The sequence below is a fragment of the Nocardia sp. CDC160 genome, from assembly GCF_035818795.1.
GTDB lineage: Bacteria > Actinomycetota > Actinomycetes > Mycobacteriales > Mycobacteriaceae > Nocardia.
Window position 1 is genome coordinate 223,337 of sequence record NZ_JAYKYT010000006.1, and the last position, 24,096, is coordinate 247,432.

At 63.9% G+C, this 24,096-nt stretch carries 21 protein-coding genes; 11 read left to right on the top strand and 10 right to left on the bottom strand.

All coding sequences use genetic code 11. From position 1 onward, the window contains the following. Nucleotides 1-143: 143 nt before the first annotated feature. On the bottom strand, nt 144-878 hold the full coding sequence (locus VMT40_RS32170; protein ID WP_326363025.1) for an SDR family oxidoreductase: 735 nt from the start codon (nt 876-878) through the stop codon (nt 144-146). A 110-nt stretch (nt 879-988) separates the two neighbouring features. Here VMT40_RS32170 and VMT40_RS32175 point away from each other — a divergent pair, with 110 nt between their 5' ends. Then, entirely contained in the window at nt 989-1,912 is a 924-nt protein-coding gene (locus VMT40_RS32175) for an AraC family transcriptional regulator (RefSeq protein ID WP_326363026.1), read from the top strand. 427 nt (nt 1,913-2,339) lie between these two features. Here VMT40_RS32175 and VMT40_RS32180 read toward each other — a convergent pair whose 3' ends face one another. Both VMT40_RS32180 and VMT40_RS32185 read right to left on the bottom strand, forming a co-directional pair. After that, complete coding sequence (locus tag VMT40_RS32180) at nt 2,340-3,380, bottom strand: GAF domain-containing protein (RefSeq protein ID WP_326363028.1); 1,041 nt, start codon at nt 3,378-3,380, stop codon at nt 2,340-2,342. 262 nt (nt 3,381-3,642) lie between these two features. Continuing rightward, a complete protein-coding gene (locus tag VMT40_RS32185; protein ID WP_326363029.1) occupies nt 3,643-4,668 on the bottom strand; it encodes a GAF domain-containing protein in 1,026 nt (341 codons plus the stop codon). Nucleotides 4,669-4,872: 204 nt separating this feature from the next. On the opposite strand from VMT40_RS32185, the gene VMT40_RS32190 reads away from it, so the two are divergent. Further along, nucleotides 4,873-5,937 (top strand): cytochrome P450, encoded by a 1,065-nt coding sequence (locus tag VMT40_RS32190; RefSeq protein ID WP_326363030.1) that lies wholly within the window; start codon nt 4,873-4,875, stop codon nt 5,935-5,937. Between the two features lie 63 nt (nt 5,938-6,000). Here the strand turns inward: VMT40_RS32190 and mobF are convergent, their stop codons facing one another. Continuing rightward, entirely contained in the window at nt 6,001-11,667 is a 5,667-nt protein-coding gene (gene mobF / locus VMT40_RS32195; protein ID WP_326363032.1) for a MobF family relaxase, read from the bottom strand. 428 nt (nt 11,668-12,095) lie between these two features. Between mobF and VMT40_RS32200 the strand changes: the two genes are divergently transcribed. The 3 genes from VMT40_RS32200 (at nt 12,096) to VMT40_RS32210 (ending at nt 14,028) form a co-directional block, all read left to right on the top strand. After that, nucleotides 12,096-12,473, top strand: a complete 378-nt coding sequence (locus VMT40_RS32200; protein ID WP_326363033.1) for a hypothetical protein — start codon at nt 12,096-12,098, stop codon at nt 12,471-12,473. Nucleotides 12,474-12,546: 73 nt separating this feature from the next. Further along, nucleotides 12,547-13,164: a hypothetical protein gene (locus VMT40_RS32205; protein WP_326363035.1), complete on the top strand. Its 618-nt coding sequence runs from the start codon at nt 12,547-12,549 to the stop codon at nt 13,162-13,164. A 144-nt stretch (nt 13,165-13,308) separates the two neighbouring features. Then, complete coding sequence (locus VMT40_RS32210) at nt 13,309-14,028, top strand: HAD family hydrolase (RefSeq protein ID WP_326363036.1); 720 nt, start codon at nt 13,309-13,311, stop codon at nt 14,026-14,028. Here VMT40_RS32210 and VMT40_RS32215 read toward each other — a convergent pair. Beyond that, nucleotides 14,025-15,512: a helix-turn-helix transcriptional regulator gene (locus VMT40_RS32215; protein ID WP_326363037.1), complete on the bottom strand. Its 1,488-nt coding sequence runs from the start codon at nt 15,510-15,512 to the stop codon at nt 14,025-14,027. The genes VMT40_RS32210 and VMT40_RS32215 overlap by 4 nt on opposite strands. 144 nt (nt 15,513-15,656) lie before the next feature. Here VMT40_RS32215 and VMT40_RS32220 point away from each other — a divergent pair, with 144 nt between their 5' ends. From VMT40_RS32220 to VMT40_RS32235, 4 genes are read left to right on the top strand one after another with little or no spacing between them, the layout of a single operon-like run. After that, the gene (locus VMT40_RS32220; RefSeq protein WP_326363039.1) at nt 15,657-15,989 is read left to right on the top strand and encodes a hypothetical protein; all 333 of its coding nucleotides are present in this window, start codon (nt 15,657-15,659) and stop codon (nt 15,987-15,989) included. Continuing rightward, nucleotides 15,986-17,164: a radical SAM protein gene (locus VMT40_RS32225; protein WP_326363041.1), complete on the top strand. Its 1,179-nt coding sequence runs from the start codon at nt 15,986-15,988 to the stop codon at nt 17,162-17,164. Before VMT40_RS32220 ends, VMT40_RS32225 begins: the two co-directional genes overlap by 4 nt. After that, nucleotides 17,161-17,793 carry a 3'-5' exonuclease gene (locus VMT40_RS32230; RefSeq protein ID WP_326363042.1) on the top strand — a complete coding sequence of 211 codons (633 nt, stop codon included), beginning with the start codon at nt 17,161-17,163 and terminating at the stop codon, nt 17,791-17,793. Before VMT40_RS32225 ends, VMT40_RS32230 begins: the two co-directional genes overlap by 4 nt. Next, on the top strand, nt 17,790-18,455 hold the full coding sequence (locus VMT40_RS32235; RefSeq protein WP_326363044.1) for an AAA family ATPase: 666 nt from the start codon (nt 17,790-17,792) through the stop codon (nt 18,453-18,455). The genes VMT40_RS32230 and VMT40_RS32235 overlap by 4 nt, the downstream gene beginning before the upstream one ends. A gap of 71 nt (nt 18,456-18,526) precedes the next feature. Here VMT40_RS32235 and VMT40_RS32240 read toward each other — a convergent pair whose 3' ends face one another. Together VMT40_RS32240 and VMT40_RS32245 are read right to left on the bottom strand one after the other, a co-directional pair. Then, entirely contained in the window at nt 18,527-19,528 is a 1,002-nt protein-coding gene (locus tag VMT40_RS32240; RefSeq protein WP_326363046.1) for a 4,5-dihydroxyphthalate decarboxylase, read from the bottom strand. Then, nucleotides 19,525-20,550, bottom strand: a complete 1,026-nt coding sequence (locus tag VMT40_RS32245) for a PhnD/SsuA/transferrin family substrate-binding protein (RefSeq protein WP_326363047.1) — start codon at nt 20,548-20,550, stop codon at nt 19,525-19,527. The genes VMT40_RS32240 and VMT40_RS32245 overlap by 4 nt, the downstream gene beginning before the upstream one ends. Here VMT40_RS32245 and VMT40_RS32250 point away from each other — a divergent pair. Then, nucleotides 20,549-21,307, top strand: coding sequence for a TetR/AcrR family transcriptional regulator (locus tag VMT40_RS32250; RefSeq protein ID WP_326363049.1), 759 nt, complete (start codon nt 20,549-20,551; stop codon nt 21,305-21,307). The genes VMT40_RS32245 and VMT40_RS32250 overlap by 2 nt on opposite strands. 57 nt (nt 21,308-21,364) lie before the next feature. Here the strand turns inward: VMT40_RS32250 and VMT40_RS32255 are convergent, their stop codons facing one another. Then, complete coding sequence (locus VMT40_RS32255; RefSeq protein ID WP_326363051.1) at nt 21,365-21,742, bottom strand: DUF397 domain-containing protein; 378 nt, start codon at nt 21,740-21,742, stop codon at nt 21,365-21,367. A gap of 2 nt (nt 21,743-21,744) precedes the next feature. Further along, nucleotides 21,745-22,590 (bottom strand): helix-turn-helix domain-containing protein, encoded by an 846-nt coding sequence (locus VMT40_RS32260; protein ID WP_326363052.1) that lies wholly within the window; start codon nt 22,588-22,590, stop codon nt 21,745-21,747. 204 nt (nt 22,591-22,794) lie between these two features. Here VMT40_RS32260 and VMT40_RS32265 point away from each other — a divergent pair, with 204 nt between their 5' ends. Beyond that, nucleotides 22,795-23,238 (top strand): DUF4254 domain-containing protein, encoded by a 444-nt coding sequence (locus tag VMT40_RS32265; RefSeq protein ID WP_326363054.1) that lies wholly within the window; start codon nt 22,795-22,797, stop codon nt 23,236-23,238. A 276-nt stretch (nt 23,239-23,514) separates the two neighbouring features. Here the strand turns inward: VMT40_RS32265 and VMT40_RS32270 are convergent, their stop codons facing one another. Continuing rightward, complete coding sequence (locus VMT40_RS32270; RefSeq protein ID WP_326363055.1) at nt 23,515-23,934, bottom strand: hypothetical protein; 420 nt, start codon at nt 23,932-23,934, stop codon at nt 23,515-23,517. Nucleotides 23,935-24,096 lie beyond the last annotated feature (162 nt).

The window sequence follows — 24,096 nt, forward strand, 5'->3', positions numbered from 1 at the left end:
TGTCCCGACGGGACGTGCTGGCGCTGTGAGACTGATGGGACTGGAACAGACCGGGGTGGCTGCTCGGCCATTTCGGGTGGCCATCATTCTTCGAAATCACGCTAGTCGCAGCGCAGTCCCGCTGTCGCGGTTCACGGGGAGGTTTAGAACATTCCGCCGCTGGCATGGATGGCTTGCCCGGTGATCCAGCGGCCCGCGTCGGAGGCGAGGAAGGCGACCACGTCGGCGATATCCGCGGGCTCGCCGAGTCTGCCGAGCGGGATCTCGGCGATGATCGCCGCGGCCTGCTCGGGTTGCAAAGCGGCAGATATCTTTTCGGTAAGGGTAGGACCGGGCCGAACGCTATTGACGGTAATTCGGCGTGTCGCGAGTTCGTTGGCCGCCACGCGGACGAGTTGATCGCAGGCGGCCTTGGTTGCTCCATAGAGGCCTGCGGTGGCTCGAGGCACCACGGCAGCACCACTGGAGATGACGACAATTCGTCCGTTGTCGGGCACCCGTGAGGCCGCCTCACGGAGCGTGACGAACGTGGATCGGGTGTTGGTGTCGAAAACCCGGTCATAATCGGCATCAGTGGCCTCGCTGATCGGTGCGAAGTGAGTGATGCCCGCGTTGTGTACCACCACATGTGGGGCACCGAAATGATCATGGACTACCTCGAACAGCTTACGGACCTGCTCGGGCACGGATACGTCCGCTTGCACCGCCATCGCGCCGCCTCCTACCGCGCGGATTGCGGCCACGACACCTTCGGCGGCGGTCGCATCGGAGCGGTAGTTGACGATGACATTGGCCCCGTCGGAGCCGAATCGCTCGGCGATGGCGCGTCCAATACCGCGGGCAGCACCAGTGACGAGGACAGTCTTAGGGATCGACATGGGTTCTCCTTCGTGCGTCTTCTACTGCATTGACGTTAGGGAGGAGACGCGATCCGAGCTATGGTCAAACCTGCCCGAAACATATCCGATCGGATCAATGGACGGTGCGAATGCACGGTGATCTCCTGAGCGAGGCGTTGGCAGCTGTGACGACCGCGCCCGCCCTTTCGGTCAATGTCTACGCCAGCGCCCCGTGGGGTTCGAGGTTTGGCGGCAGAGGGGGATACGGCTTCCACGTGGTTGTACGCGGCAGCTGCTGGCTGCTCCACAAGGGTGCGGATCCGATCCTGCTGCAGCCCGGAGACGTCGTGCTGGTACCCAGTGGTGAGGTCCATACCCTTGCGGACCCCTTGGACACTGAGCCTGTGGACCTCGTCGCCAATGACCGCATCGGCCGTGTAGTCGTCGGCGGTTACGGTGCCGAAACCGTCCTGTTGTCTGGCGCCTACCGTATGGAGCACGGCGGGCGACACCCGCTGTTGGCCAATCTTCCCGATCTGGTTCACCTTCGCGACCACGGACAGCACCGACTGCACACTGTCGTCGGGTTACTGAGCGCCGAGATCGAGGACTCCAGCCCTGGCAACGCGGCCGTGGTGGGCGCGCTGGTGGACGCACTGTTGATCTACATCCTGCGGACCTGGTACGAGGGCCGACCCACGGGATGGACTGCAGCGATGAATGATCCAGCGATCGGGAGCACACTGCACCGGATCCACTCCACCCCAGCTGAACCATGGACGGTCGACCGGCTCGCCCGCGAAGCGGGCCTGGCCCGCGCTACATTCACCCGCCGATTCACTGCGTTGGTCGGCGAGCCGCCCCTGACCTACCTCACTCGCTGGCGCATGATCACCGCTGCCCGTCTACTGCGCCGCGAGCCGAAACCGTTGGCTGCCATCGGCCGACAAGTGGGTTACAACTCCGAATTCGCCTTCGCGAAGGCGTTCAAACGCGAATACGGTCTCGCTCCTGGGGAATACCGCCGCAACCGGAGCCAATCGATGAAATCGCGGATGGGCGTTGGGAACTGAGCTGGCTACTGAGGCCGTCATAATAAGACAGCGATGGTCACGCTGACCGAACCGGCCAGCACGGGCCGGTCGATGCACCGAGCGTGAGGTACAACGCCGTTCGTGGGGCCTTCTCGCGGGCGTTGGCTTCAACCCATTGTGGGGCGTTGTGGTTTCGCCGAGGATGATGCCGATCCCGTCAAGGTCGGTTCGAGCTTGCTGGTATAGCGCCAGCGCAATGTACTTCGCCTGTTATGCCGTGAACCGGCGTAAAGCATCATCGGCGGGCTCGCCAGGAACCCGCGACACCGCCTGGTGATCTGAGAGGAGCCTGGTTTCGAGAAACCGTCGGCTTCTGCAGGGAACGGTGGTCCGTCCTGGGCCGCACCCGATAGCGGCCGCGGCTCGTTCCCCGCGCCCGAACCCTACGTCACGAATTCGAGGGGGTTTAGTGGTCGGGTTGCGGCCGGGACAGGTCGTAGCAGATTTGACAGCCCCGAATGAATGAGACGGGATCGGTGGAGCTGGGCGCGATGTCGATGAGTGCCTGCGGGCGACCACGCCCCCTGATACGAGTCCACTTCGCATTCAACGCAATCCATTGACCCTCTGGTGAAAACCTCACTCGCGCTGGAGTGTTTGCTTCGGTTTGTTGCCCAGTTGCGAGCTCGAAGCAGGTACTTGCCGCAAGAAGTCGACTGTCATCGTCAAGGTCGGGCTGGTGGTGACGCCACCCTGCGAGCGGAGTGTGTTCTTCGGCGAGCCATTCGTGGACGAATCCGCTCCATAAATCCGCCAAGGCCAACGCGTGGCCCGCGGGAACGGGTATCTGCCTGAACGCTAGTGCGCACGGATCCGGTTCGGGTGTCGAGTCGTTGGCTACTACCTCGAAGACGATCGCCCGGATGGTGCGGGACATGCGTGGGCCGCTGGCGCGGGCTGCGATGCACAGGTGGTGGTCGATGCCGTCGTCGTATGTTGTTGTGGCCGTGCCGATCCACCGATCGGTGGGATGGGCGAGGTTGAACATCGACAGGAAGCTGGCGCGATCTCCCCAGTAGTCGAACCGTGACAGCAGCTCCGGAATCGTGTGTCCGTTGGGAGGTTCGCCGGGCGGGAGTTGGAGCAGATAGTGGGCTGCCGGCGTGGTGGTGACGATGCCGGAGGGGCTCCACTCGATGGCGCCGACTTTAGGGATGGCGGGCAGGTCGTCGTTCTTGCTGCCTACCCATACCGAGGCAGCGTGGACGTGGCCGGAGGGTCCGAGCACGGGGACGGCGACCATGCGCTTCTCGCAGCCGTCGGGCAATGTGACGACTTTGCGGTGGGGCTGCCCTGAAGCAGCGCAATCGCGGACCAGGGGACCCATCTTTCCGGCGAGGATTCCGTTGCCTGTGACGCTGGTGCGGGTGAGTTTGGAGAACTCGCGTGGCTCTGGTCCGTCGAGAACGACGGTGGGCCGGTCTGGGGAGATGAGGGTCTCGACCACGACCCAGTTGCGGGTCTGTAGACCGGGCGCTCGTTGTTCGCATCGGCTCGATCGGTGAGTGGGCGTATTCACGGATCGGTGCGTGTTCCTGCCAGAGGAATGCAAATCGGTCATGTGGTCCAACCCCTTTCCAGACAGCGCGACTCTCCGTCGCCGGGGAGTGCCCGGTGAACGCTGCCTGGCGTGGTTCACATGTAACCGACCACAGCCGGATTCCCGATATTGTGCGGGAGCGCAACTTCGTATTTTAGCCCGCAAATAGTCAGCGATCTATCGTGAATTTGAGCAGGGCCGCGGTGGTTTCCTGATCGATTGCCACCAGGCTGGCGTGGGCGTTGATCGGGATCCAGCTGCCGTCGACACCTCGCATGCGCAGTCGGCCGGTGGTGCTGGATCTGGCGAGTCCTCGGGCCATGTCGAGCATGATCGGGTGGTCGTCGGGGTGGACCTCCGGGGCGGGCTGGTCGGCGATGCCGCGCCATGCGATCTCGTCGGGGATCGGGGATCCATGGACCCAGCGGATCAGGCGCAGGTTGCGCAGGTTGATCAATGCGCGGTATTCGCCCGGTGGTGTGTCGGCTTCCAACAGCCGGTGTTCGAGCAGGATCAGCGGTTCGGGTTGACCGTCGGGGCCAGCAAAGACTTCTTGGCTGATGCCGCGTGCGATGCGCTGCGCGGTCCCGGCGATCTGCTGTTCGTAGATGCGGCAGGAGAAATGTGATCGGAAGGCGGCCCCGTCGCGCCGGTAGACCGTCCAGATGCCCTGATGCGTAGTGCCCGGGACGGCGGCGATGATGCGCTTCATCGCGACGAGTTCCTTGGCGTCGGTCTGGACTTGGGCGAACATGTTCGCCAGCGAACGTTCGTGGCCGCGCTGCTCCTCAGGGATGTCGGCCAGCTCGGCCCATTCCGCGCTTCCGAGCGCGGTCAGGGTGGTCAGGTTGATGTCCCAGGCCCCGGCACGTGGACGGGGCGGCACGGTCTGTTCCTCGGTGCCCGCCCACACCTGGACCGCGTGCAGCCTATCGCCGACGAGGTGCGGATAGACCTCGACCTGTCGTCCGGCGCCGTTGGCCGACAACGGTTCATGTGAGCGCGCGACCAGGGTGATCGCTTGTCGAATCTTGGCTGCCGCGCCCTTCACGGCCTTGTCCAGCGGCAGAAATTCCTTGGGGTGCCCACCCCAGTCGACGATTGTGTAGTTACCGTCCAGTTCACCGAATGTCTCGATCAGAAGCCATTGCGGTGATTTCGCGTGTTCCTCCTGACGTAGGATTTTGTCCGCCATGCTGCAATAGTGCGCCTTACGCGTCCGAGTTTCGCGGAAACCAGGGGAACTATGCCGACCAGCTCCGTCATCTTCGATGACGCCTATTTTCAGGATCCGCACCAGTTCTATCGGCACGTCCATCAGCAGGGACCCCTACATCGGTTCACTACTCCTGCCGGGGTTCATGGGTGGTTGGTTACCGGTGAGCATCTGGCGCGGACGGTGCTCACCGATCCGCGGATCGGCAAGGGGCGCGACACGATGCTCGGAGTCTCGGCGTCCGACGCCGAGCTGGGGTTGCGGCAACGGCTGCTGCGATCGGCCACCGAGTGGGTGGTCACCCATATGCTCGGCTCCGATCCACCCGAGCACACCAGGCTGCGCAAAGCTGTCGCCGATTACTTCAGCCCGCGTGCAGTCACCGAGATGACTCCCCGGATCGACATGCTGACAAAGGGATTCGTCGATGCCATGCCGTCGGATACACCGGTGGATCTGGTGATGGAATTGGCATGCCCTTTGCCTGTCGCCGTAATCTGCGAGATCACCGGAATCTCTCAGCGGAATCGGCCCCGGATAGAGAAGTCCTCGGCTGTCCTGTCCGACGTCACCGTCGCCGATAGTCGTCAACTCCGCAGCGCCAGTATCGATTTCGTGCGGCTGATCGCACCCTACTTCGTGGCTCGCCGACTACGGCCTCGCGAGGACCTCATCACCTCGTTGACCCAGCAGATGGCCTCCGGCGAGCTGAATCTCAAGGAAGCCCTGTCCACGGTGGCGCTGCTGCTCATCGCCGGCCACGAGACCACCGCGAATCTGATCGCCAGCACCATGCTTGCCCTGCTCAGAAATCCCGACGAGCTCGAGCGAGTCCGCTCGGACCCCGACCGGATCTCAGGAGTCATCGATGAGACGCTGCGCACCGAACCTCCGCTTCCGGTCGCGACACTGCGTCAGGCGCACTCTGAACTCGACCTCGCCGGGGAACGAATCGGCAAGGGAGAGCTATTGATGGTGTCGTTGCTCGCGGCCAATCACGATCCCGAATCTGTCTCGGATGCAGACGTATTCGATCCAGCCCGCCAGGCCCGGCACCTGTCCTTCGGGACGGGAATCCACCACTGCCTGGGTGCCCGGCTGGCCCGTATCGAGGCGACGACGGCCATTACCATTCTGCTGGAACGGTATCCCGGCATCAGGCTCGCCGCTTGCCCCGAAACACTGCGCTGGCGACGAAGCATCTTTTTCCGGCACCTCGATTCTCTGCCGGTGTATCTGACGCACTAGACGAACCTGCCGCCTGGTGACACCCGGGTTTCCGCGCGAGTCGGCACCGGTCGGCTTCCTCGGTCAGGGGCCATCGAGATGCTCCGCGTTCTCCTCCGTGGTTATGGCTGTGAAGGATTCGAGGCCCACTGGGTCCTGGTTGGACTTGGTGGGCTCGCAGCGCCGGTTCGGTGCACGCATACGCGCCTGGTCTTCAGCGGAACGAAGGTCAGCTGGGAGCGCTTCACGACGTTGGTGTTCAGCTTGCGCGGCGGCTAGATCCTCGCGGTGGCGTTCGGTTTCTGTCGTCAGGCGGTGTTGCTGCAGTCGGCGATCGAAATCCGACGAATCCGTTCGAGTCCACCGCATCAGCACCGCGTTGCTGGCCGACTCGAGTGCGAGCCGCATGCACAGCTGGCGGATCTGCTCACCGAGTTCCACGTCGGTCAGGTGGCGCAAGTCGCGATCTGATGCCGGGCTCGCCTTCCACACCGGCGCGCTGGTGGCGTGGGTGTCGGCACGGAAAGTGCGGGATTCGCTTCGACCAAGGTCCAATGGCGCTATGGGTTCGAGGCCGATTCGGTGAAGCTGGGCCAGTTTCCATTGGTAGCGGAAGCGCGCTTGGTTGAGTTCTGCCAGGTCGAGATCATCCGCGGTGAGGCGGGCTGTTTCAACGTCGGCAGCGGTGACAATTCCGGTGGGGCCTGCGGCTTCGACCAGTTCGCGGAATGTGTTGTCGGCGTGAGTCTTTGCCCGCTCGGCGGCTTGGGTGGCGGAGTCGGCGCAGATCCGTGCCAGGTACAGGTCGAGTACATCGCTGTCGATCTGCGACTGGGCATGGAGTTCGGCGATCTGAACGACGAAAGTAGCTCGCGCGGCATGGTCTGGGATAGCCGTGAGCAGCAGCTCGAGATCGTCCAGCTCGGTGTTGCGGACCTTGCTTGGGATGTGTGTGGACAGGTCTTCGACGCGGGCGCGGTAGGTGGCGGCGTCCTGTTCGGCCGCTATCCATTCGGCGTGTGCATCGCGGGCGGCAAGCAGGTAGGGGCGTTGGGCATCGCGAAGGGCGCGGAGCCGTTCGAGATGGGGTTGCACGGCACGTAGGTGACGACCAGCGCCGCGATGGTAGGCGATGTACAGGTCTCGGTAGACGCGTGCGTAATCGTCGTGTTCAGCACGCAACACCCGCGCGCGTTCGATCGGTGGGAGGTCACGATGATCGGGAATCGTGGCTGGATCCACGGAAGGTCGCCAGCTGGCGTCATCCTCGCCTTCGACCGTGTATTCGAGCGGTCCGCCCGCTTCGGCAACGGGTGGGTCGCCAGGCGGGATGAGCGTTTGCAGCGATGCAAGGTAGTCGGCGTCAGCGTCGCTCGGAAGCTCGACGATGTGGGTGCCAGGCCTGTCGGCGAAGGTGACCGGTGGGTGTTCAGGTTCTGGCGGGTAGCCGTGGGCCGCAGCGTATTCGGCGTCCTCGTCGGGGTGCGGCGGAGGCTCCTCACTCAGCTTCGAGTGACTGCGATGGAGGTCGAGGTGGTGACGGGTGAGTGCGGTGATCCGCCACGCCAAAGCGGTGGCGTAGTGGTCCGGGCGGGGCCGGTCGTCATCGGTGCATGCTTCACGCAGGAGTTCGCCCGCGGTCTCCAAGAGGGTGCGGGGAGTCCACCGAGTCGGGTCCGCAGATTCGATGGCGGCGACCAATCGAGGCCAAGCTGGATCGGCTTGGACGAACGCAGCCAATGGCACACCGAGAACATCTTCGACGTCGGTGATCCATTCCGGCCGTAGCGGATCAGTGTTTCGAAAGTCGGCCTCGAGCACGGCGAGATCGAGCTCGCCGGCTATCCGCCACCACAGTGCTGCGGCGGGTTGTTCGTCGGGCAGCGGGCCAGCGTCGGAGGCCCCGCGCAGCAAGGTGGGGACATCGATTCCGGCGCGGTGCGCGAGGTCGAGCCGGGCCGCCAGCGCGGGCCAGAAGGAGTCCGCGGCGATGCGCGGATCAATCGCGTCGACGGTTAGCACCCAGCGGCCGAGAGCATCAGGGTGATCGCCTATTTCGACGGTGACACGCTTGTCGAGTAGTCGTTGATAACGGCGTGCAGGGCCGAAGTCAGGTAACGGGGGGCCGGAGAACCGGTGGTCGGCGTCATCGATGCGGCGCACTGCACGCCATACGGCCACATCGCCGAGCAGGCTCGACCGAGTCGCCGAAGTTGCCCGCTGCCGCACCTGCAGGGGCCGTGACCAGGCGGGGGCGCTGGCGGGTGTCCAGCGCTCGGTCTGACGCTTTGTTTCCGCGGCAAGGTCCGCGACAAGCCGTGCCCGCGCGACCAGATAGGGCCCGAACTCGACGTTGTTTCGCAACACGTCTGGTATGCCGATCAGCCACGGAAGCGGGCCCGATCCTCCGGTACCCGAATCGGATTCGGACAGTCTCCAGTCCAGAACAGCCGCTGCGTCACGAACACCGTCAAAATCGCGTTCCGCGATCGCGGAGGCAAGTCTCTGCATCGGGTCTCCCGGCTGGCCGTTCTCGTCCGGTGTGATGGCGATGATCGCGAGGTGCTGGCGTAGGGCCGGCCATCCGCCGCAGTTAACGAGGCCGGGGTATAGCCGTTCGGCGGCGGTCTCGATGCGGCTCATCGTTTCGGGGCCAGCGAGATGTTCCGCTGCCGCGCCGACGGCGTGGGCGTAGGCGTCCGCGGCGTGCCCGAGTCTGGTTGTGACCGCGAAGGTTTCGCGATGACTCGTCGTCGCCGACCGCTCGCTCGGGTCGCGCGTGAGGATCTCGATGAGGATGTCGACCACGGTCGGCGGATGCGTCGCGCGTTCGGAGTGCAGTTCGTGCGCGAGGTCGACCGCGGTCTGGGCGTAGATATCGTTCCGGCGGCGGCCGCGTGAAATCGCCACATACAGCTGGGCGCGGGTCTCCGTGCCGGTGACGACGCTGTGCCCGGTATCGGCGGTGATGCCCTGTGCGGAGTCGATCGTCGTGGCCCATCCCAACGTCACCTCCTCGCGCACGTAGGCCGGTGGCAGCAGCACACGGCGGCCGGAATCCAGATGAGCCGCAAGGATCGTGCCGTCGGCGCGCACCTCGAGCACGCGCCAGCGGTAGCCGTTGCGGACGTAATCGGTGGCGCTGATCCGCAATCGCGGATTGTTGCGACGGGTACAGATCAGATCGCCTTTGGAAGCACGCAATCCGTCGGCGAGTTCGAGTTCCGGGCCGACGGCCTTCGTTGTCTGGGCGAGCCGATCGCGGCGGGCGCGCTCGTTCAGGATCGCTACGATCTCCCGTGTCGGGGCGAGCATTACAGCGTCCAAGCCTGCGGCGCGATCGGCTGCCCATGCGGTGTAGCAGGCGTCGATGACGCGGTCCAGGACACCGATGTGCAAGCGGTTGCGGTCGGCGTAAAACGCGATCACCGATGGATCTCCGGCGCGCACCGCCAGGGTCGCGGCAGCCTCGGCTGGATCGTGGAAGCGCATGACCCGGGTGAGGCTGACCGCCCCGGCGAGGTCGGCGATATCGCGCAGCACCCCGCCCGCGGTGATCGATGCCAGCTGCCGGTCATCGCCGATCGCCCGCACGATCGCGCCGCGCCGCAGCAAGAAGTCCACGACCAGATCCAGTTGCCGGGTGGAGGCTTTGGCGGCCTCGTCGATGATCACCAGCGTGCCCGGGCCGATCGTGCGAACCCATGCCGGAACATGCATCTGCCCGGCGGTTTTCGGCGTGAGATGGGTCAGTACGTAGCCGAGTTTGTCGATGGTGACCACCGGGACTCCTGTCCCGATCTCGGCCTCCAGCACGGCGGCAGACGCGGCGGTCGGCGCGAGGCCGAGTGCATTGCCGCCCTCGCCGCGCCAGGCCCGCACCAGCACCTGCATCGCGACGGTCTTGCCGGTCCCGGCCGGTGCGATCGCCACCTGCAACCGCCGACCAGAGGTCGCGAACTCCCGTACCAGCGCCACCTGACCGGCGTTGAGTTCTCGGCCGTTGTTATTGGCCGTGAACTCGAGCAAGGCGATATCGACTGCCGAGTCGAAGATCGTTCGCCCACCGTTGGTTTGCGCAGCTGCAACCAGACGATGCTCGGCGGTGAGCACCGCCGACGAGGTGTACTGCTGCGACTCGGCAACGGTGTACACGCTGGTGCCATCGACGCGCCGAAGAAGCTGCGGTTCGTCGAGCCGATCCGGTTGCGTACGTGCGATCGACCGGGACGCAGACAGCGCTTCGCGCGTCACAGCTTCTGCGGCGCGCGCCCAATCCTGTGCCGACACTTGCCCGCGGATCTGGCGCTCGACTTCGGACCGCACATGCGTGGCTTGCCATACCGACCGCTTGCGCGATACGACGTCGATGACGCGATCGGCCACTCCTGCAATCCATTCCGGGCTGATCTCGTCCCGTGGCACGGGACGCGGGTGGCAGGCGTTCCAGATCATGTCCGCCACTGCGGCTTCGCCGCCGAGCAGCTCTACCGCTTCTGTCCACCAGGCGGCGCGTTGCTCGGCGGGGGAACGTGATTCGTGTTTGGCCGGGCGGGTGTCCAGCGTGGCGCGCTCGGACAGCTTCAGCATCTCTACGGTCGTCGGTTCTCTCCCCCACTCCGTGTGGAAGCGGCGCGCCAACTCCGCCAGACAGGCCTCGATCGCGGTATCTCGGCGAGACCACAGTGTTCGCAATTCCTCAGCGATGCCGACGATCTCGCGGATCGGAGGACGGTCGGGATCTGCGTCGCCTCGATCAGCGAACTCCGCCCCCACCAGCGAGTTCACATAGTGCTCGGAACGGGTGTTATAGATCTCCGACGCGGTGACCAGAACCCGGTACACCATGCGGCCATCCAGCGCCCGCCACAACTTTCCTTCACGGGTGCGGACCTTCGCCGAGATCACCAAGTGCGTGTGTAGATCCGGATCTCCTGCACGACTGTCACGGTGCTCGAAGGCGGTAGCCACCAATCCGCACGTATCTACCTGCGCGACCCCATTCGCTCCCAGCCGGGTGTATGCCGCGTGCGCCTCCAAGTACGCCAACGCATCCGCCACGGCCATCCGATGGGCGCGCTCGATCTTCTCCGCGATCGGCCGCGGGGCGATCGCCCACAGCGCGGAAATCGACTTCACCGGCGAGAAGCACACATCGAAGCCCGCCACGGCGGTCGTCGCGCTCCGGGAGTTCCGCGCGACCCACCCCGACAATTCCCGATCGTTCAGCGGCGCGCGATCGAACTCGGCGGCGAACAGCTCCCGCGCGATGCGGGTCCGGACTTCCGCCCGCACCTCGTCCGGAATCGGAGCGTTCCACCGCTCCCCCAGCGCCAGGTTGTAGGCGGTGAACTCTTCGGCACATCGCCGCCGAAACTCGCTGGCTCCGGTGAAGATTCGAAACGGTTGCCCCAGCTGCGACGCCGCCAACGCGTCCCGCCGGGCGTCCTCCCGCTTCGCGCCAGCTTCCAGCCGCTCGGCGAACACCCGATCCTCGATCGCTTCCGCGTCCGGGTGCCTTCCCAAGCCGAACAACGCCCGCATCTGCGACTCGGTGACCGCATCGCCTGCCGCGATCGAGTCGAATTCCGACAGCCCTGAACCCATCCAGACACCCGGCGACTCTCCCTTGACCGAGTAGTAATCGGACAGGGAACTGCGCCCACGCTCGCTCACATCGTGGGCAGCCGTCTGCCGTAGGTAATATTCGAACCCGTCACCGGCAGACAGTTTGTGCACTGTCGCCGTCATATTTCACGGTAGGTGCCAAAAGTGTTGAAAAGCCACCGTTCCGGCGCCATTCTCAGCGCATTGCTACATGCAGCTTTCAAAATTCTTAGATGAACATGGCGAGACCATCCATCAACGACTGTCAGACCATCTCAAGCACCCGGTGACCTGGAGTCACGAACGCATCGGGCGCAATAGTCCGCCTTCCCACCCTGAATGCAAGAGGTCTGAGGTGAGGCAGGCACACGTAGTGGGGGCAGATGTATGGGGCAGGGCATTGAAGGAGACAAGTGGAGAGGCGTAACGGATTGACGAGGTAGATCAGCGATGACAAACGAACGAAAGAACGAATACCCTGGTGTCATCACTAATTTCACCGCGCCAGGAATGACCAGCGCGACACATCGCGCAGCAGGAGGCGAACCGAAGTACTAGCGAGAGGAGAACACATGACATCGAAGAAGGAAGCAACGCGCGCCCGTCAGCAGGCGCACGAAGCTATGGCCGCCCATCGCCAAATGAGAATGGCACGGGAGCAGGCCAATGAAGCCGACCTCACCGCGTATCTACTGTTGGAACAGCAGCTCCGCGCCGCTGAGGTCAGTTACCGAGATGCGCTCGCTGTGTTGCGACGTAGGCAGGGAGACCTCCTCCGGCAATGGCACGCCCGCGGCGAAAAGGTCGCTGATATTGCCGATCTGACCGGAATGCCCGTACGTCACCTGAACCAACTGATCAACGCTAACGAGTCTGAACACCGTCGGGCAGGGACAGCCCAGCAGTCTTCGATCCCACTTCCATCACCCGATCCCCACGAAGGCAGCTGAAAATCACGCAAGCAGCATGCCGGGAGCAAACCCGAGCTACGATCGATCAATCGTCAGGCGCTAAGGGGGTTGCGTGGTGATCGATTGTCCAGGTTGCGGATCCATCGACCGAGTGCAGAGCATACGGGCCATCCATGACATGGGCGTCAGCACGATCCACTCGGCTGCGAGTACCACCGCGCTCGCCTACACGCCATCGGGGTTCATTCCAGTATTCGGCACATCCTCAGCGACCAGCACCCAGACCTCCGCTCTCGCCGCTGCCACCGCCCCGACTCCCGAACTGCCCTCATCGAGCGGCTGTCTCGTCGGCGCGACAGTCGGAATCGCTTTTCTCGCATTGATCGGGTTCGGCCCGCCCGTAGGAATCCTGGTGCACAGTGTCAGCAAGGGCGATACGTCCCTTATGCCCGGAGCGGTCATGGGCAGCGTGATGCTGGCAGTTCTGATCGTGGCACCAATCGCAATTGCCATCGCAGTCACGACTTCCCGCTCCCGCCGGACCACGCGGATCCTGCGAGGCCGACCGGCGGCATATGCCACGTGGTCAGCCGGCTATTACTGCCACCGCTGCGCATCGACCTTCTTCGCCTTCCAGCCCGCTCCACCCGCCCCGGCCGTCCCCGTCCATCAGCCGCTCTCGGTCAGCCAATTCAGAGCGATCGTATGGGCCGCAGGCAAGTTCGGCTAACCCTTCGGGACAGTCGGCCACACCCCCGCCCGACGTGTCGGAGCGTGACCGTACCACCCTGCCAGGAAGTTTGACGCGCTAGATGACCAAGGGTGTCATGCGTGGGCTCAGCGCGCAGTCCGCGCCTCTGCCAGAATGCGCGGTATGGGTGTGGAGCACGCGGGACTCATCGTTTGGGACGTCGACGGCACTCTCATTCCGGCCGATTTGCGGTGGCTCCGTAGGGCAGTTGCTCGGACGTACTCCATCGCGGAAGCAGACGTCGTCTTCCCGGCGGCGCGGGTTCACGGCTACACCGATGAATCCATCGTTGTGGACACAGCTCTCGCCTCCGGTGTTCCGGCGGAGGCCGCGGAGCGAGGGGTCCAGCGCTTCCATCAGGTGCTTGACGAGGTCATGGCCGAAGGTGAGGCGGAGTTGGCTCGCGACCAGCCCGCTTATCCCGGCGTAGCGGACACGATTGCCGGCCTGGATAAGCGCGGGTTCATCCAGACGGTGCTGACGGGGAACCTGCGGTCGGCCGCGGAGGTGAAGCTCCGTGTCAATGGGCTGGATCGCCATCTGGATCTCGATATCGGCGGCTTCGGGTCGGACGCGCGCGCGAGATTCGATCTGCCCACAGTCATCGCTGAGCGGTTCCTGGCGAAGTATGGCGAGCCGTTGGATCCTGCCCGGACTGTGGTTATCGGTGATGCGCCGAACGACATCGCCTGTGCCCGGCACGCAGGATTTCATGTCATCGTCGTGACTCATCGAGCCAGTCGTGAGGAGCTGGAACAGCATTCGCCGGATGCGATTGTGGAGGCCATGGTGCCGGATGAAGTTGTTGCCCTGGCGAATTCGCTGACGGGCCTCGGTCGCTAGACACTGAGGCTGTCGACTCGCTCTTCCAGCTCGCGTACGGGCCGCTCGGTCTTCCATGGCGCCAAGCGCTCCATGGCTCGGCGGGCACGTTCGATTCCGCGCTGATTGCCCATTCCCGCTAGGCGTTCGAACGTCTCACCAATGATCCGGCAGCCCTCCTCCAGTTCACCATTCAGCACGTGAGCGCTGGCGAGGTCGACTTGCGCGGCCAGCGCGACGTTCCGGTCTGGTTCCCCGGTTGCCTTCAGCGCCTCCTCGAGTGCGGTAATCGCTTTCCGAGGTTCGTTGAGGAAGACCCAGCAGGTTCCCTCGTAGACGCGCAGGCGAGCCGTGCTCCAGTCGCTGAACAAGCCGGTTCGATCGGCGTCGCCGATTTCGTTGACGGCACGATCGGCTCGGTTCAGCGCATCCTGACATTCTCTGGGGAGCTCGAGCACCGCGTAGGCCTGCGCCTGTTCCGCAGCGATCCTCGCTCGCGCCGACGGTGGCAGTACGTCCCCGAAGGCTGCGGCTTCGCTGAGCATCCGAAGCCCGATCACGATGTCGCCATCGGAGCCGATCAGAGTGGCCGCGTCAGACCTGAGATTGCTCTCGAAGATGCGCGCCATCCCACCCAAGAACGGGTCTTCGAGTTCGTCGGCGAGTTTCCGCGCGAACGCGCAATTCGCCAGTGCCATAGGACGATCCCCGAGAGCGCTCCACAAGCGACTCTCGACGATCGAGGTCTCGCCCAACACCAACCCGAGCCGACGTTTGACTCGATCGTCTTGGGCGGCCCGAAAGAGGGTCGCAACCGTATCTCGATGTGCAGACAGGACGCTCACCAGAGCATCGGGTGCGATGCTTTGCCGCTGGCTTGCCAGCAGCCGCGTCACGTCGGTGAAGCCCGTGATGGTCTGATCAGTGATCCTCCTGGATTGAATGAGTGAGTCGACAGGGTCTGAGCGCAAGGCTCCGTTGGGTTTGAATGCCGACGCTGTCGCGGCAGCGAACCCCTGCGCAATGAACGATCGACGCCCGATCACCGTATCCTCGTCAGATTCACCGACCGGCCAGAAAGGCTCGGTCGCAGCTTCGGCTAGTACACGCGGATCGAGTGGCACATGCACCACCAGTCCGTTGACGATGACCGGCAACAAGACCGAGTCGCCACCCAGCGCGCTCGAAGGTGCTGAGGCAGGTTGGGGTTGTTTGCGGCCAATCTGCTGGTCGCGCTTGGCTTTCGCCCGCATCGCGACCAATGCGCCGCCGGTGCCGAGTGCATCGTCGATCGCCGAGATTAGCTCCAGGGATGGAAGATTGGAATCCTCCCATTCGGTCATGGACACGTACTGGCGCGAGTAGCCGATCCGGGTCGCGAGTTGGCGCTGACTGAGGTTTGCGGCCTTCCTGAGCCGTCGGATTTCGCGCGCCAAGCTGTTGGCGACGGCTGCAAGCTGCCGGTCTTCGTCGTTCCCCGGGTCACGCTTCGCCGCCCCTGACATGCGCTCATTCTTGCCGATCGGGAGGTGGCAAGTCGGTTTTCCGCAGGACTTGCCACCTTTCCGCCCTGGTCGCGGTCGAGGTTCCCTCGAAGGAAGTAGCCGCCACTACGCACTTCGAGGGCAATCATGACGAGAACTATTCCGATGGCAATCGGCTATCTCCGCACCGATGTCAGCGGACACAGCCAGCAATGGGACGAGACTCGAATGCGAAGTCTCGCAGCCAGACTCGGTTACAACCTCCGAAAAACCGTCGCATTCAGCGAACACACTCACGAGCCGATTCAGCGGTTGGTCAACGTCGTTCGAAATCTGGGGGCTGAGGCCGTCATCGTTCCCGGGCCTCAACACTTCGACCGGCACGAAGTTCCGCCGGAGCTGGTGCAAGTCGCCGATGTCATCACGGTTGATCCGGAGACGACCTATGCGAGGCGCGCGACCGGCGAGCTGCCCGAGATGAACGGAGCGCAGCGATGACCACCAGCCCGATCGAAGAATTCGTCATCGGACGGCCGCTGCCGATTCTGACCGGGCGGCAGCAGGTTGAACTGCAACCGGCGCTGGCGGAGATCATCGAATACCGCAAATCCGGCTTGAGCGTCAACTGGATCATCGGCTGCCCACTCGACTGCTCCTACTGCGTGCGGCACTTCTTCCACAACTTCGAGATGAAGGTGCCGCGACGGCTCATCGACGAAGAAGCCGCGGTCGTCCGCTTGCTGACCCACCGATTCTTCCGACCGCACGTCACCCCGATCCAGCTGCTGAATCGGGCCACCGACCCGATGCTGCCGCGCGTCAAACCGCACCTGTTCGAGATGCTGCGGCTGCTCGACAACGAGACGCTCACCAATCACGTCCTGATGATCACCCGCTGGCGAATCGACCCCGAAGACTGCGCGATCCTCAACAGCTTCAACAACATTCGCCTGACCATCCTGGTCACGAACTCCGGCATCGACAACGAACGCATCGAGCCCGTCGACTCGCAGATCGCCGCGACATCACTTCGAACCGCGTTCGAGCACGCAGGCCGATATCGGGTGGTGCACTACTGGCGGCCGATCGTTCCGGGCCTCAACGACTCCGACGACCATCTGCGCCGGGGACTGGCGTTGAGCCACCACGCCCACGCGACGGTCTTCACCGGCCTGTTCTTCAAGGGCGAGATCCGCGACTACTACCGCGAGAACGGACTCCCTGAACCGTACCTGGAGGGGCCGCGCCGCAAGATCTTCCCCGAAGACCTCGAACACCGCATCCTCACCGCCGCAGACAAATTCGGCACGGGTTCTCCGTTGTTCCGGAAGACCTCATGCGGTGTGACATACGCTCACCGAGTCGCTGACTACAACGGCCACTACGGCATCCGCGAACTGTGCGACATCTGCCCCGTCGCGCAGATCAAGCGCTGCGCCGAAGCATGGCGGCGGCCCGAGGAAGCCGAGGTCGACGAATTCGCCCAGCAGCTCGGTGGCAAGCTGATCGAGATCAACGACCGCGCGATCGTGGTCTCCGGTCTCAATGAACCACCGCGTTACCTGATGCAGCACGGCCTGGGTTACCAGGTGCACGACGTCGATAGGCCGCACATCCCGCATCATCACGGCCGCGCCGATATCGGCTGGCCCGCGACCAAGGAGAAGCTGTGACCACCGCGTTTACGGAGATCCCCGCCGCCCTGCGCGGACACGACATCGCTGTCGTGGACGTCGAGGGCAACGGCCAGACTCCGCCGGAGATCATCGAGATTGCGATCGTCCCAGCGGCGGGGACGGTCGTCAGCCTGGATGAGGTCCGCTCGTGGCTGGTGCGGCCGAAGAACCCGATCACGCCGATCGTGACGCGCAAGGTGCACGGCATCACGAACGACGACGTCGCCCAATGCCCGCCATGGGAGCAGGTGTCGCCCACGATCGGCCGCGTCATGTTCGGACGAACCCTGGTGGCGCACAACGCGACCGTCGAACACAAGGTGCTGTCGGCCCACCTGCCCGAATGGAAACCGCTGATGGTCCTCGACACGCTGCGGCTGGCCAAGAAGATATGGCCGGGACTGAAAAGCTACTCGCTCGACAAGCTCATCGAACACGCCGCGCTGGACATGCACGGTTTGGACGACGACCAGGCGTATCACCGCGCCGGATACGACGCCTGGGCCGCCTGGCAACTGCTGTGCCGCCTCGTCCGCGACGTCGAACTCGACTGGGACGCACTCGTTCAGGCGGCCGGCCTGCCCGAGTTCGTGAAGCCAGCCGAGCCTGAAGGCGGATTGTGGTGAGCGCACCGAACGAGGTGGACCGCCCCATCACGGTTGCCGTGATGGGAACGCACTCCACCGGCAAGACAACGTTTCTCGAGCGACTAGAGGAGGAATTGCGGCGCAACAGGATTGAAGTCGCTACCGTCGCCGACCTCGGCTACCACGCCCTCAAAGCAGGGCTGCCGATCCTCGACCAGCACACGTGGGCGTCCACGCTGTGGATCATGACGCGCGGAATCTCCAACGAGCTGGAGGCTTGGCTCCACGCTGACGTAGTCCTGATCGACCGGGGCGTCCCGGATGCCCTCGGGTACTACGAAGCGGCGCTGGAATACAGTGGCCGCCAGCCTGATCCGCAGCGGATCAAGCACCTCGAAGAGCTCGTGGTCAGCCACAGCCAGAACTACGACTTGGTCCTCCGCACGGTGCTCGACCCGGACAAGCCGCTCGGCGACAACAAGCCCCGCGACACTGACCTGAAGTTCCGGGCACTCGCCGGCCAACGGATCGAGGCAGTTATGACCAGACTGGGCATCGGTCACGACGTCCTGACCTCCGCCGGCCATGACCGCGCGTTGGTCGATGCGAAGGCCTACATCGGACTGCGGCTCTCGGAACCGGAGTTGAAGATCTCCTGGGACGACGACCCGCCGCCTGCTGCCGCTGTGCCTGCGTCCTAAATTGGCGTTGGGGTGCAACAGGATCGCCGAGGGACTCCATTACCGAGAGATCCATTTCGAGGAACGCTTCCTCAGGTGCCGAGGAGTTCCGGAGTGAACAGCTCTTCACAGGTCAGGCGACGAGCCGACAATCCTTGTTCGAAGTGGTACCGGAGGAAGGTATCGATGGTCGCGCGGTTGGCGTCGAGGCCATAGGGCCACCAGTCGGCTGGGAAGAGCTCGGCGTTGCGCTCGAATAGGGCGTTGGTCCACGGCAGCATGGTGCGGACCTGGTAGACCTTGCGGCCGGTGCGATACCTGTCCATGCCCGCATTCTTGGCTGCCAGGTATGCCTCGTAGACGGTTCGGGCCAGGCCGGGGTGGGCGGCGACCGGCGACCGGGGCAGCACGACGGTGTGCATGATCGGGAAGATCCCCGTGCGTCGGTAGTAGTCCCGCTCGACAACTTCGTGGTCGGGGAACAGCCGTGCTACATGGCGCGATCCGTCCAGCACACATTGTGGAGCGTTGGAGGAGATGAGCGCATCGATCTCGCCGCTGTCGAGCATCGCGCCCAGGGAGCGGCCCGGCGGCGCCTGCTCCACCTGAACGTCTGCGGGGTGTGGATGGGGTACGAAGTCGAACGGCGGCATCGGCCGGTCCAGGCCGCCGATCACCCAGCGACACTTGTCCGGGGTTACGCCGTAGTCGTCGGAGAGCATCCCTTTGGCCCAGACTCCCGAGTCCTGCCCGTACATTCCGAACTCCCCCACGGTCTTACCTGCCAGGTCTTCGGGCCGGGAGATCCCGCTCGCGGTATTGACGAAGATGGCCGAGTGTCGAAAGATCCGCGCGGGAAAGGCAGGGATCGCGACGAACGGTGACTCGTCGGAGCCCAGCGTGCGGAGATAGACGGTCAAGCCCAGCTCTGCCACGTCGAACTCTCGATCGCGCACCATGCGGCGGAAGATGTCCGAGGCGAGGTCTGCGGTGTCGACGCGCGCCGGAACTCCGGCGAAGGTGACACTCCCGTCGAGCAGCGCCTGCGTGGTCTCGTAGGGCATCGTGCCCACGTGCAGCGTCGCCCCGCTCATACGGTGGCACCGTTGGCGCGCAAGGTGTCCCACTCGATGCCGGGGACGAAGATATCCTCGGAAGTGAGCAGCCGCTGGGACAGTCCCTGCTCGTAGTGGTAGCGCAGGAAGGTGTCGACGGCCTTGCGGTTGGCGTCGAGACCGTAGGGCCACCAGTCCTCACCCATCAGCGCGCGGTTCTCCGCGAACAGCTCGCTGAACCACGGGGTGATCACGGACATGTGCTGCTTGGCTGCACCGGCCCGATAGTATTCCTGCACAATGTCTTTCGCCTCGTCGAAGGCGCGGTACACCGACTGCACCAGGCCGGGTTCCGCGGCCAATTCTCGGCGTATCGCGACGATATGCATCATCGGGTGAATGCCGGTGCGCCGGTAGTAGCCGCGCTCGACGGACTCGTAGTCGACGAACAGCCGCCGGATCTTCTTCGTCGATCCGTCGAGCAGGGCCGCGGGGACATCGACCGACAACAATGCATCGATTTCACCCGCTTCCAGCATCGCGGCCAGGGTCTGGTCGCCCTCGGTGTGACGGACCTCGACGCCGTCCGGTACGGGTAGCGGCACCCAGTCGAAGGGCGGGATCGGGTGGTCGGTGCCGCCGATCACCCAGCGCATCTGATCGAGTGTGACGCCGTACTCCTCGGCCAGGACGCCCTTCATCCACACGCCGGGATCGCTGCCCCACAGCGCGAACTCCCCGACCGTCCTGCCCGCGAGATCCTCCGGCTTCTCGATCCCGCTGTCGGTGTTGACGAACAGTGCCGCGTGCCGGAAGTTGCGGTTCGGGAAGATCGGCAGGGCCAGGAACGGCGAATCATCCAAGTCGAACATGCGCAGGAAGTAGGTCAGCCCGAACTCGGCGATATCCAATTCGCCGGCCGCCATGCGGTGGAACACGTCGGAGATCAGCGGCGAGGTGTGCAGGGTGACATCGGCGCCGGCGATCGTGACTCGCCCGTCGAACAGCGGTTCGGTGTGCTCATACCGATAGACGCCTAGGTCGAGCTTCAGATCGGTCATGACAGACCCTCTCTCCTCGGTAGCCGTTTCCGTGAACGACCTTTCACTTTCAGGATGGCGAGGGCATCGGCTATCGTCAAGGCGAATGGTCATTCATTTTTTGGAAGGGAGCTGGACCATGCCGCGCATCACTGCCGAACATCGGGAGGCGAACCGGGCGCTGATCGTGGCAGCGGCGCGTCGTTGTTTCTCCCGGGACGGTTTCCACCAGACCTCGATGCCCGATATCGCCGCCGAAGCAGGCGTCTCGGTGGGTGCCCCCTACCGCTACTTCGCCGGTAAGGAGGAGATCATCGTCGAGATCGCCGGCGATGCCTTCCGGGTGATATTCGCTCCGGTCGAGCAACTCGCCGACACCGCCGACGTCACGGTCGCCGATCTGGTTGCGGCAGCCGTCGATCCGGTAAGCGGCGACCTCGCCGTCGACGCGGCGGGCCGATCCGCTCCCGTCGACGAACTCCTGCGCTGTGCCGTCCAGGCGTGGGGCGAGCTACTGCGCAACGAAGGGCTGCGACAGCAGGCCGTCGCGGGCTTCGAACAGGTTCGCGAACGCATCACGCAGGCGCTGCGCAGTGGTCAGCGAGCAGGAAGCGTTGCGGCCGAACTGGATCCCGATCGCGGAGCCCGGGTAGTGATGGCGTTGCTGCACGGTTTCGTCCTGCAGCACGCCGCCTTCGGCCTCGTCGACACTGCCGGCTTCATCGACGATGTCCGTGTCGTACTCAACGACGCCGGAATGCTCCGCAATCGTCGCTGACCATACTGCGTAGGTACCGTCACGCAGATGCGGACAGCGATGAGATCGTCTGAGGTCTCAGACCCTCTGATCCTCGAAGGTGCATCCGAATTCGCCGTCGCGAACCCCGGCCAGAAACGCCTTCCACTCCTCGCTTGTGTACTCCAGCGTCGTGCCGGGCACGTCCCGCAAGACCGTTCCGCGGGAGTGGATCTCAACCGACGGGACGTCTGATACAAGGGGCCTGGATTCCTCGCTCCAGACAACTTCGAGGAAGGTCGCCCACGCGACGGCGCTCACAGCAATTTCGGGCTGGCACAACGGGTTTCCGATGTACTTGCTGTCACGGATACGAACAATGGGGCCGTCGAACAGAACTTCCACACAGGCACCGCCGTTGCTTCCGCTATAGGTGCTCTTTCGCCAGCCTCCACCGGACGACCCTGCCGTGGCCATGCTCAATCCTTTCTCTCCTCAGCAACTTTCAGAATCAGATTGCGGGATTCGACCGGACCGAGCGCGACCGCCTGCAACCTGTCCCACAGCTGAGCGTACGCCCGCACGGTCTCCGGGCGGTCGATGTAGTCGGCGTCGGCGTAGCCGTCGAGGTACACCACGTCCGAGGTCGCGTCGTCGGCAAATCGCAGGAGGATGAAGTGTGCCCAGGCGTCGCCGACGCTCTTCGCGTTGAACGGCAGAACCTGAATGGCTACGCGCGGGGACTGTGCGATCTCGGCTAGGTGGCGGAGTTGATCGCGCATGACCCTTTCGTCGCCCACCATCCTTCGCAGCGCGGATTCACTGAGAATCGCGCTGACCGTCTTGCGACGCTGGTCGAGTACCTTTTGTCGCTCGAGCCGCACCTCGATGACCTTCTCGATCTCGTCATCGGCTGCCCGCGGTTGACCACTCAGCAGCATGGCGCGGATGTAGGCCTCGGTCTGGAAGATGCCGGGGATGACTTCGTGCTGATACCACTTGATCTCGCTCGCATCGGTTTCGAGATCGATGTAGCGACGGAACCAGTCCGGGATCGATCGGACACCGCTCCATCGGCCACGTTGTCTGCCAGCGCGGGCGAGCTGCTTCATCGACTCGGCGTCGTCGCCGGCTACGCCGTAGAGCTCCAGAAGTATCCCTAGATCCGTCAGCTTGATGCCGCTCTGGCCCATCTCCAACCGGCTGATCTTGCTGGCCGCGGAGTCGATGGCCTTCGCAGCCTCGTCCTGCGTCTTCCCCGCCGCCTCGCGAGCACGTTTGAGGGCGAGCCCGAGCCGACGCCGCTGGATCGTGGGGCTTTCCATCGCACTGCTCCTCTGCTCAATCGTCGACCAGCCTGGCGTGAGCCGCGAACACCTTCAAGAGCAACCACAGAATACATTCCCAAAATAGAAGTCCAGTTGTACTCTTGATTCGCAAGCCCAAAATAGAAGTCTATTTCAGACCCAGCCGGTCGACACCTCCCGCCGACCTCCGGATATCCCGTGCGCCTCGTAGGGGTGAGCGTTATGGAGCTCTTGCCAACCAAGAATCAGATCTTGTCGGCGTGCCGGGGAGACACACCGGGTGACCACCCACTGCTTCAGTGGGCCGCCGAGCTGGCACTCGCCCACGAGCAGCTGCTCAACCCGAATGGGGCCGCACGGGAATCGATCGACAATCGCCGTGTCGAGCTGATCCACAACATTGACAGGTGGGTTGCTCGTGAGCTGATACAGCCGCTGGGCTGCGCTCGGCTGCACACCGAAACCCTTGGGGCGGTGATCGACCGGTTGGCGATGTTCACGGTGCACGCCAACGCCGCGCTGACGGGCACCCACGAATGGGAACTATGGGATTCGTGGGAGCGCCTGGCGGAATTGGCCGTTGGCTACGACGACCTGAAGGACGAGATCTCCACCGGGCGACGGCGCCTACCTGTCGCGCCACCCGAGGCCACGGGCAGGGCGTGATGAATTCGGTCTTACCGCAATAGATATGCCACCAAGGAGAGCATGATGTCCGCCATCTTCTGGTCCTTCCTGATCGGCATCACCGTGGGCTCGTTGGCCGTGTGGCTGCTACCTCGGCTCACGGGAACGATGAGCCCGGTCAACCCACACACTCAGGCGCATGAGCACCTGACCGTGCAGAGAATCGCGGCCCGCATCGAACGCGAACGACTCGAAGGGGAGCGTGGCCAACGCCGGGCCCGATCCGGATCAACAACGACGAGGGACCGAGTCCTTCTAACCAATCCCCTTCTCTCGCAGTGTGATATAGGCACCGAGGATTTCAGCACAGTTCATCACGGGCGCACTATCGGGCAGTGAACCACGAAGGTGCTGCAGCACGGTGACTGTGTTTTCGTCGTGAATGCCGGCCTGCTGGAGCAATTCGTTCGCCTTCTTTGCCTCGGCGTCAAGCTTCGCGTCGTCCTCACGACACGCGCCATGCAGCGCGTCCAGGGCCGCCTGCTCATCCGGACTGAACCGCGCCGTTGCCGTCGACGCCGGTGGCCGATCAGAGCTCTTGGAGTTCTCATGGGATCCGCATTGCCTCAGCAACACCACGATTGCGACGATCCCCAGCAGCGGAAACAGGCACCAAGCCTTCTTACCTGAGCCGCTTGCTGCATTGCTCCGGCCAGCATCCGCCTGATCTTCCAAGTCCTCGTCCCCCTCTGACGGTTGCGATGTATTCATCGCCGCCTTTCGTCCCCTCGAGAATCGCCCGACAAAAGGTGTCGGCGCCACGCTACGCCCGGTCTGCCACTCCTTCGGTGGGCATCGACGGACTCTGCACGAAATGTCAGTGCTGAGTCACACGGG

What these genes read in the sequence shown, in the direction of transcription:
- VMT40_RS32170 (WP_326363025.1), bottom strand. Translation starts at nt 878, where the DNA reads ATGTCGATCCCTAAGACTGTCCTCGTCACTGGTGCTGCCCGCGGTATT.
- VMT40_RS32175 (WP_326363026.1), top strand. Translation starts at nt 989, where the DNA reads ATGCACGGTGATCTCCTGAGCGAGGCGTTGGCAGCTGTGACGACCGCG.
- VMT40_RS32185 (WP_326363029.1), bottom strand. Translation starts at nt 4,668, where the DNA reads ATGGCGGACAAAATCCTACGTCAGGAGGAACACGCGAAATCACCGCAA.
- mobF (WP_326363032.1), bottom strand. Translation starts at nt 11,667, where the DNA reads ATGACGGCGACAGTGCACAAACTGTCTGCCGGTGACGGGTTCGAATAT.
- VMT40_RS32200 (WP_326363033.1), top strand. Translation starts at nt 12,096, where the DNA reads ATGACATCGAAGAAGGAAGCAACGCGCGCCCGTCAGCAGGCGCACGAA.
- VMT40_RS32210 (WP_326363036.1), top strand. Translation starts at nt 13,309, where the DNA reads ATGGGTGTGGAGCACGCGGGACTCATCGTTTGGGACGTCGACGGCACT.
- VMT40_RS32215 (WP_326363037.1), bottom strand. Translation starts at nt 15,512, where the DNA reads ATGTCAGGGGCGGCGAAGCGTGACCCGGGGAACGACGAAGACCGGCAG.
- VMT40_RS32220 (WP_326363039.1), top strand. Translation starts at nt 15,657, where the DNA reads ATGGCAATCGGCTATCTCCGCACCGATGTCAGCGGACACAGCCAGCAA.
- VMT40_RS32225 (WP_326363041.1), top strand. Translation starts at nt 15,986, where the DNA reads ATGACCACCAGCCCGATCGAAGAATTCGTCATCGGACGGCCGCTGCCG.
- VMT40_RS32240 (WP_326363046.1), bottom strand. Translation starts at nt 19,528, where the DNA reads ATGAGCGGGGCGACGCTGCACGTGGGCACGATGCCCTACGAGACCACG.
- VMT40_RS32250 (WP_326363049.1), top strand. Translation starts at nt 20,549, where the DNA reads ATGACAGACCCTCTCTCCTCGGTAGCCGTTTCCGTGAACGACCTTTCA.
- VMT40_RS32245 (WP_326363047.1), bottom strand. Translation starts at nt 20,550, where the DNA reads ATGACCGATCTGAAGCTCGACCTAGGCGTCTATCGGTATGAGCACACC.
- VMT40_RS32255 (WP_326363051.1), bottom strand. Translation starts at nt 21,742, where the DNA reads ATGGCCACGGCAGGGTCGTCCGGTGGAGGCTGGCGAAAGAGCACCTAT.
- VMT40_RS32260 (WP_326363052.1), bottom strand. Translation starts at nt 22,590, where the DNA reads ATGGAAAGCCCCACGATCCAGCGGCGTCGGCTCGGGCTCGCCCTCAAA.
- VMT40_RS32265 (WP_326363054.1), top strand. Translation starts at nt 22,795, where the DNA reads ATGGAGCTCTTGCCAACCAAGAATCAGATCTTGTCGGCGTGCCGGGGA.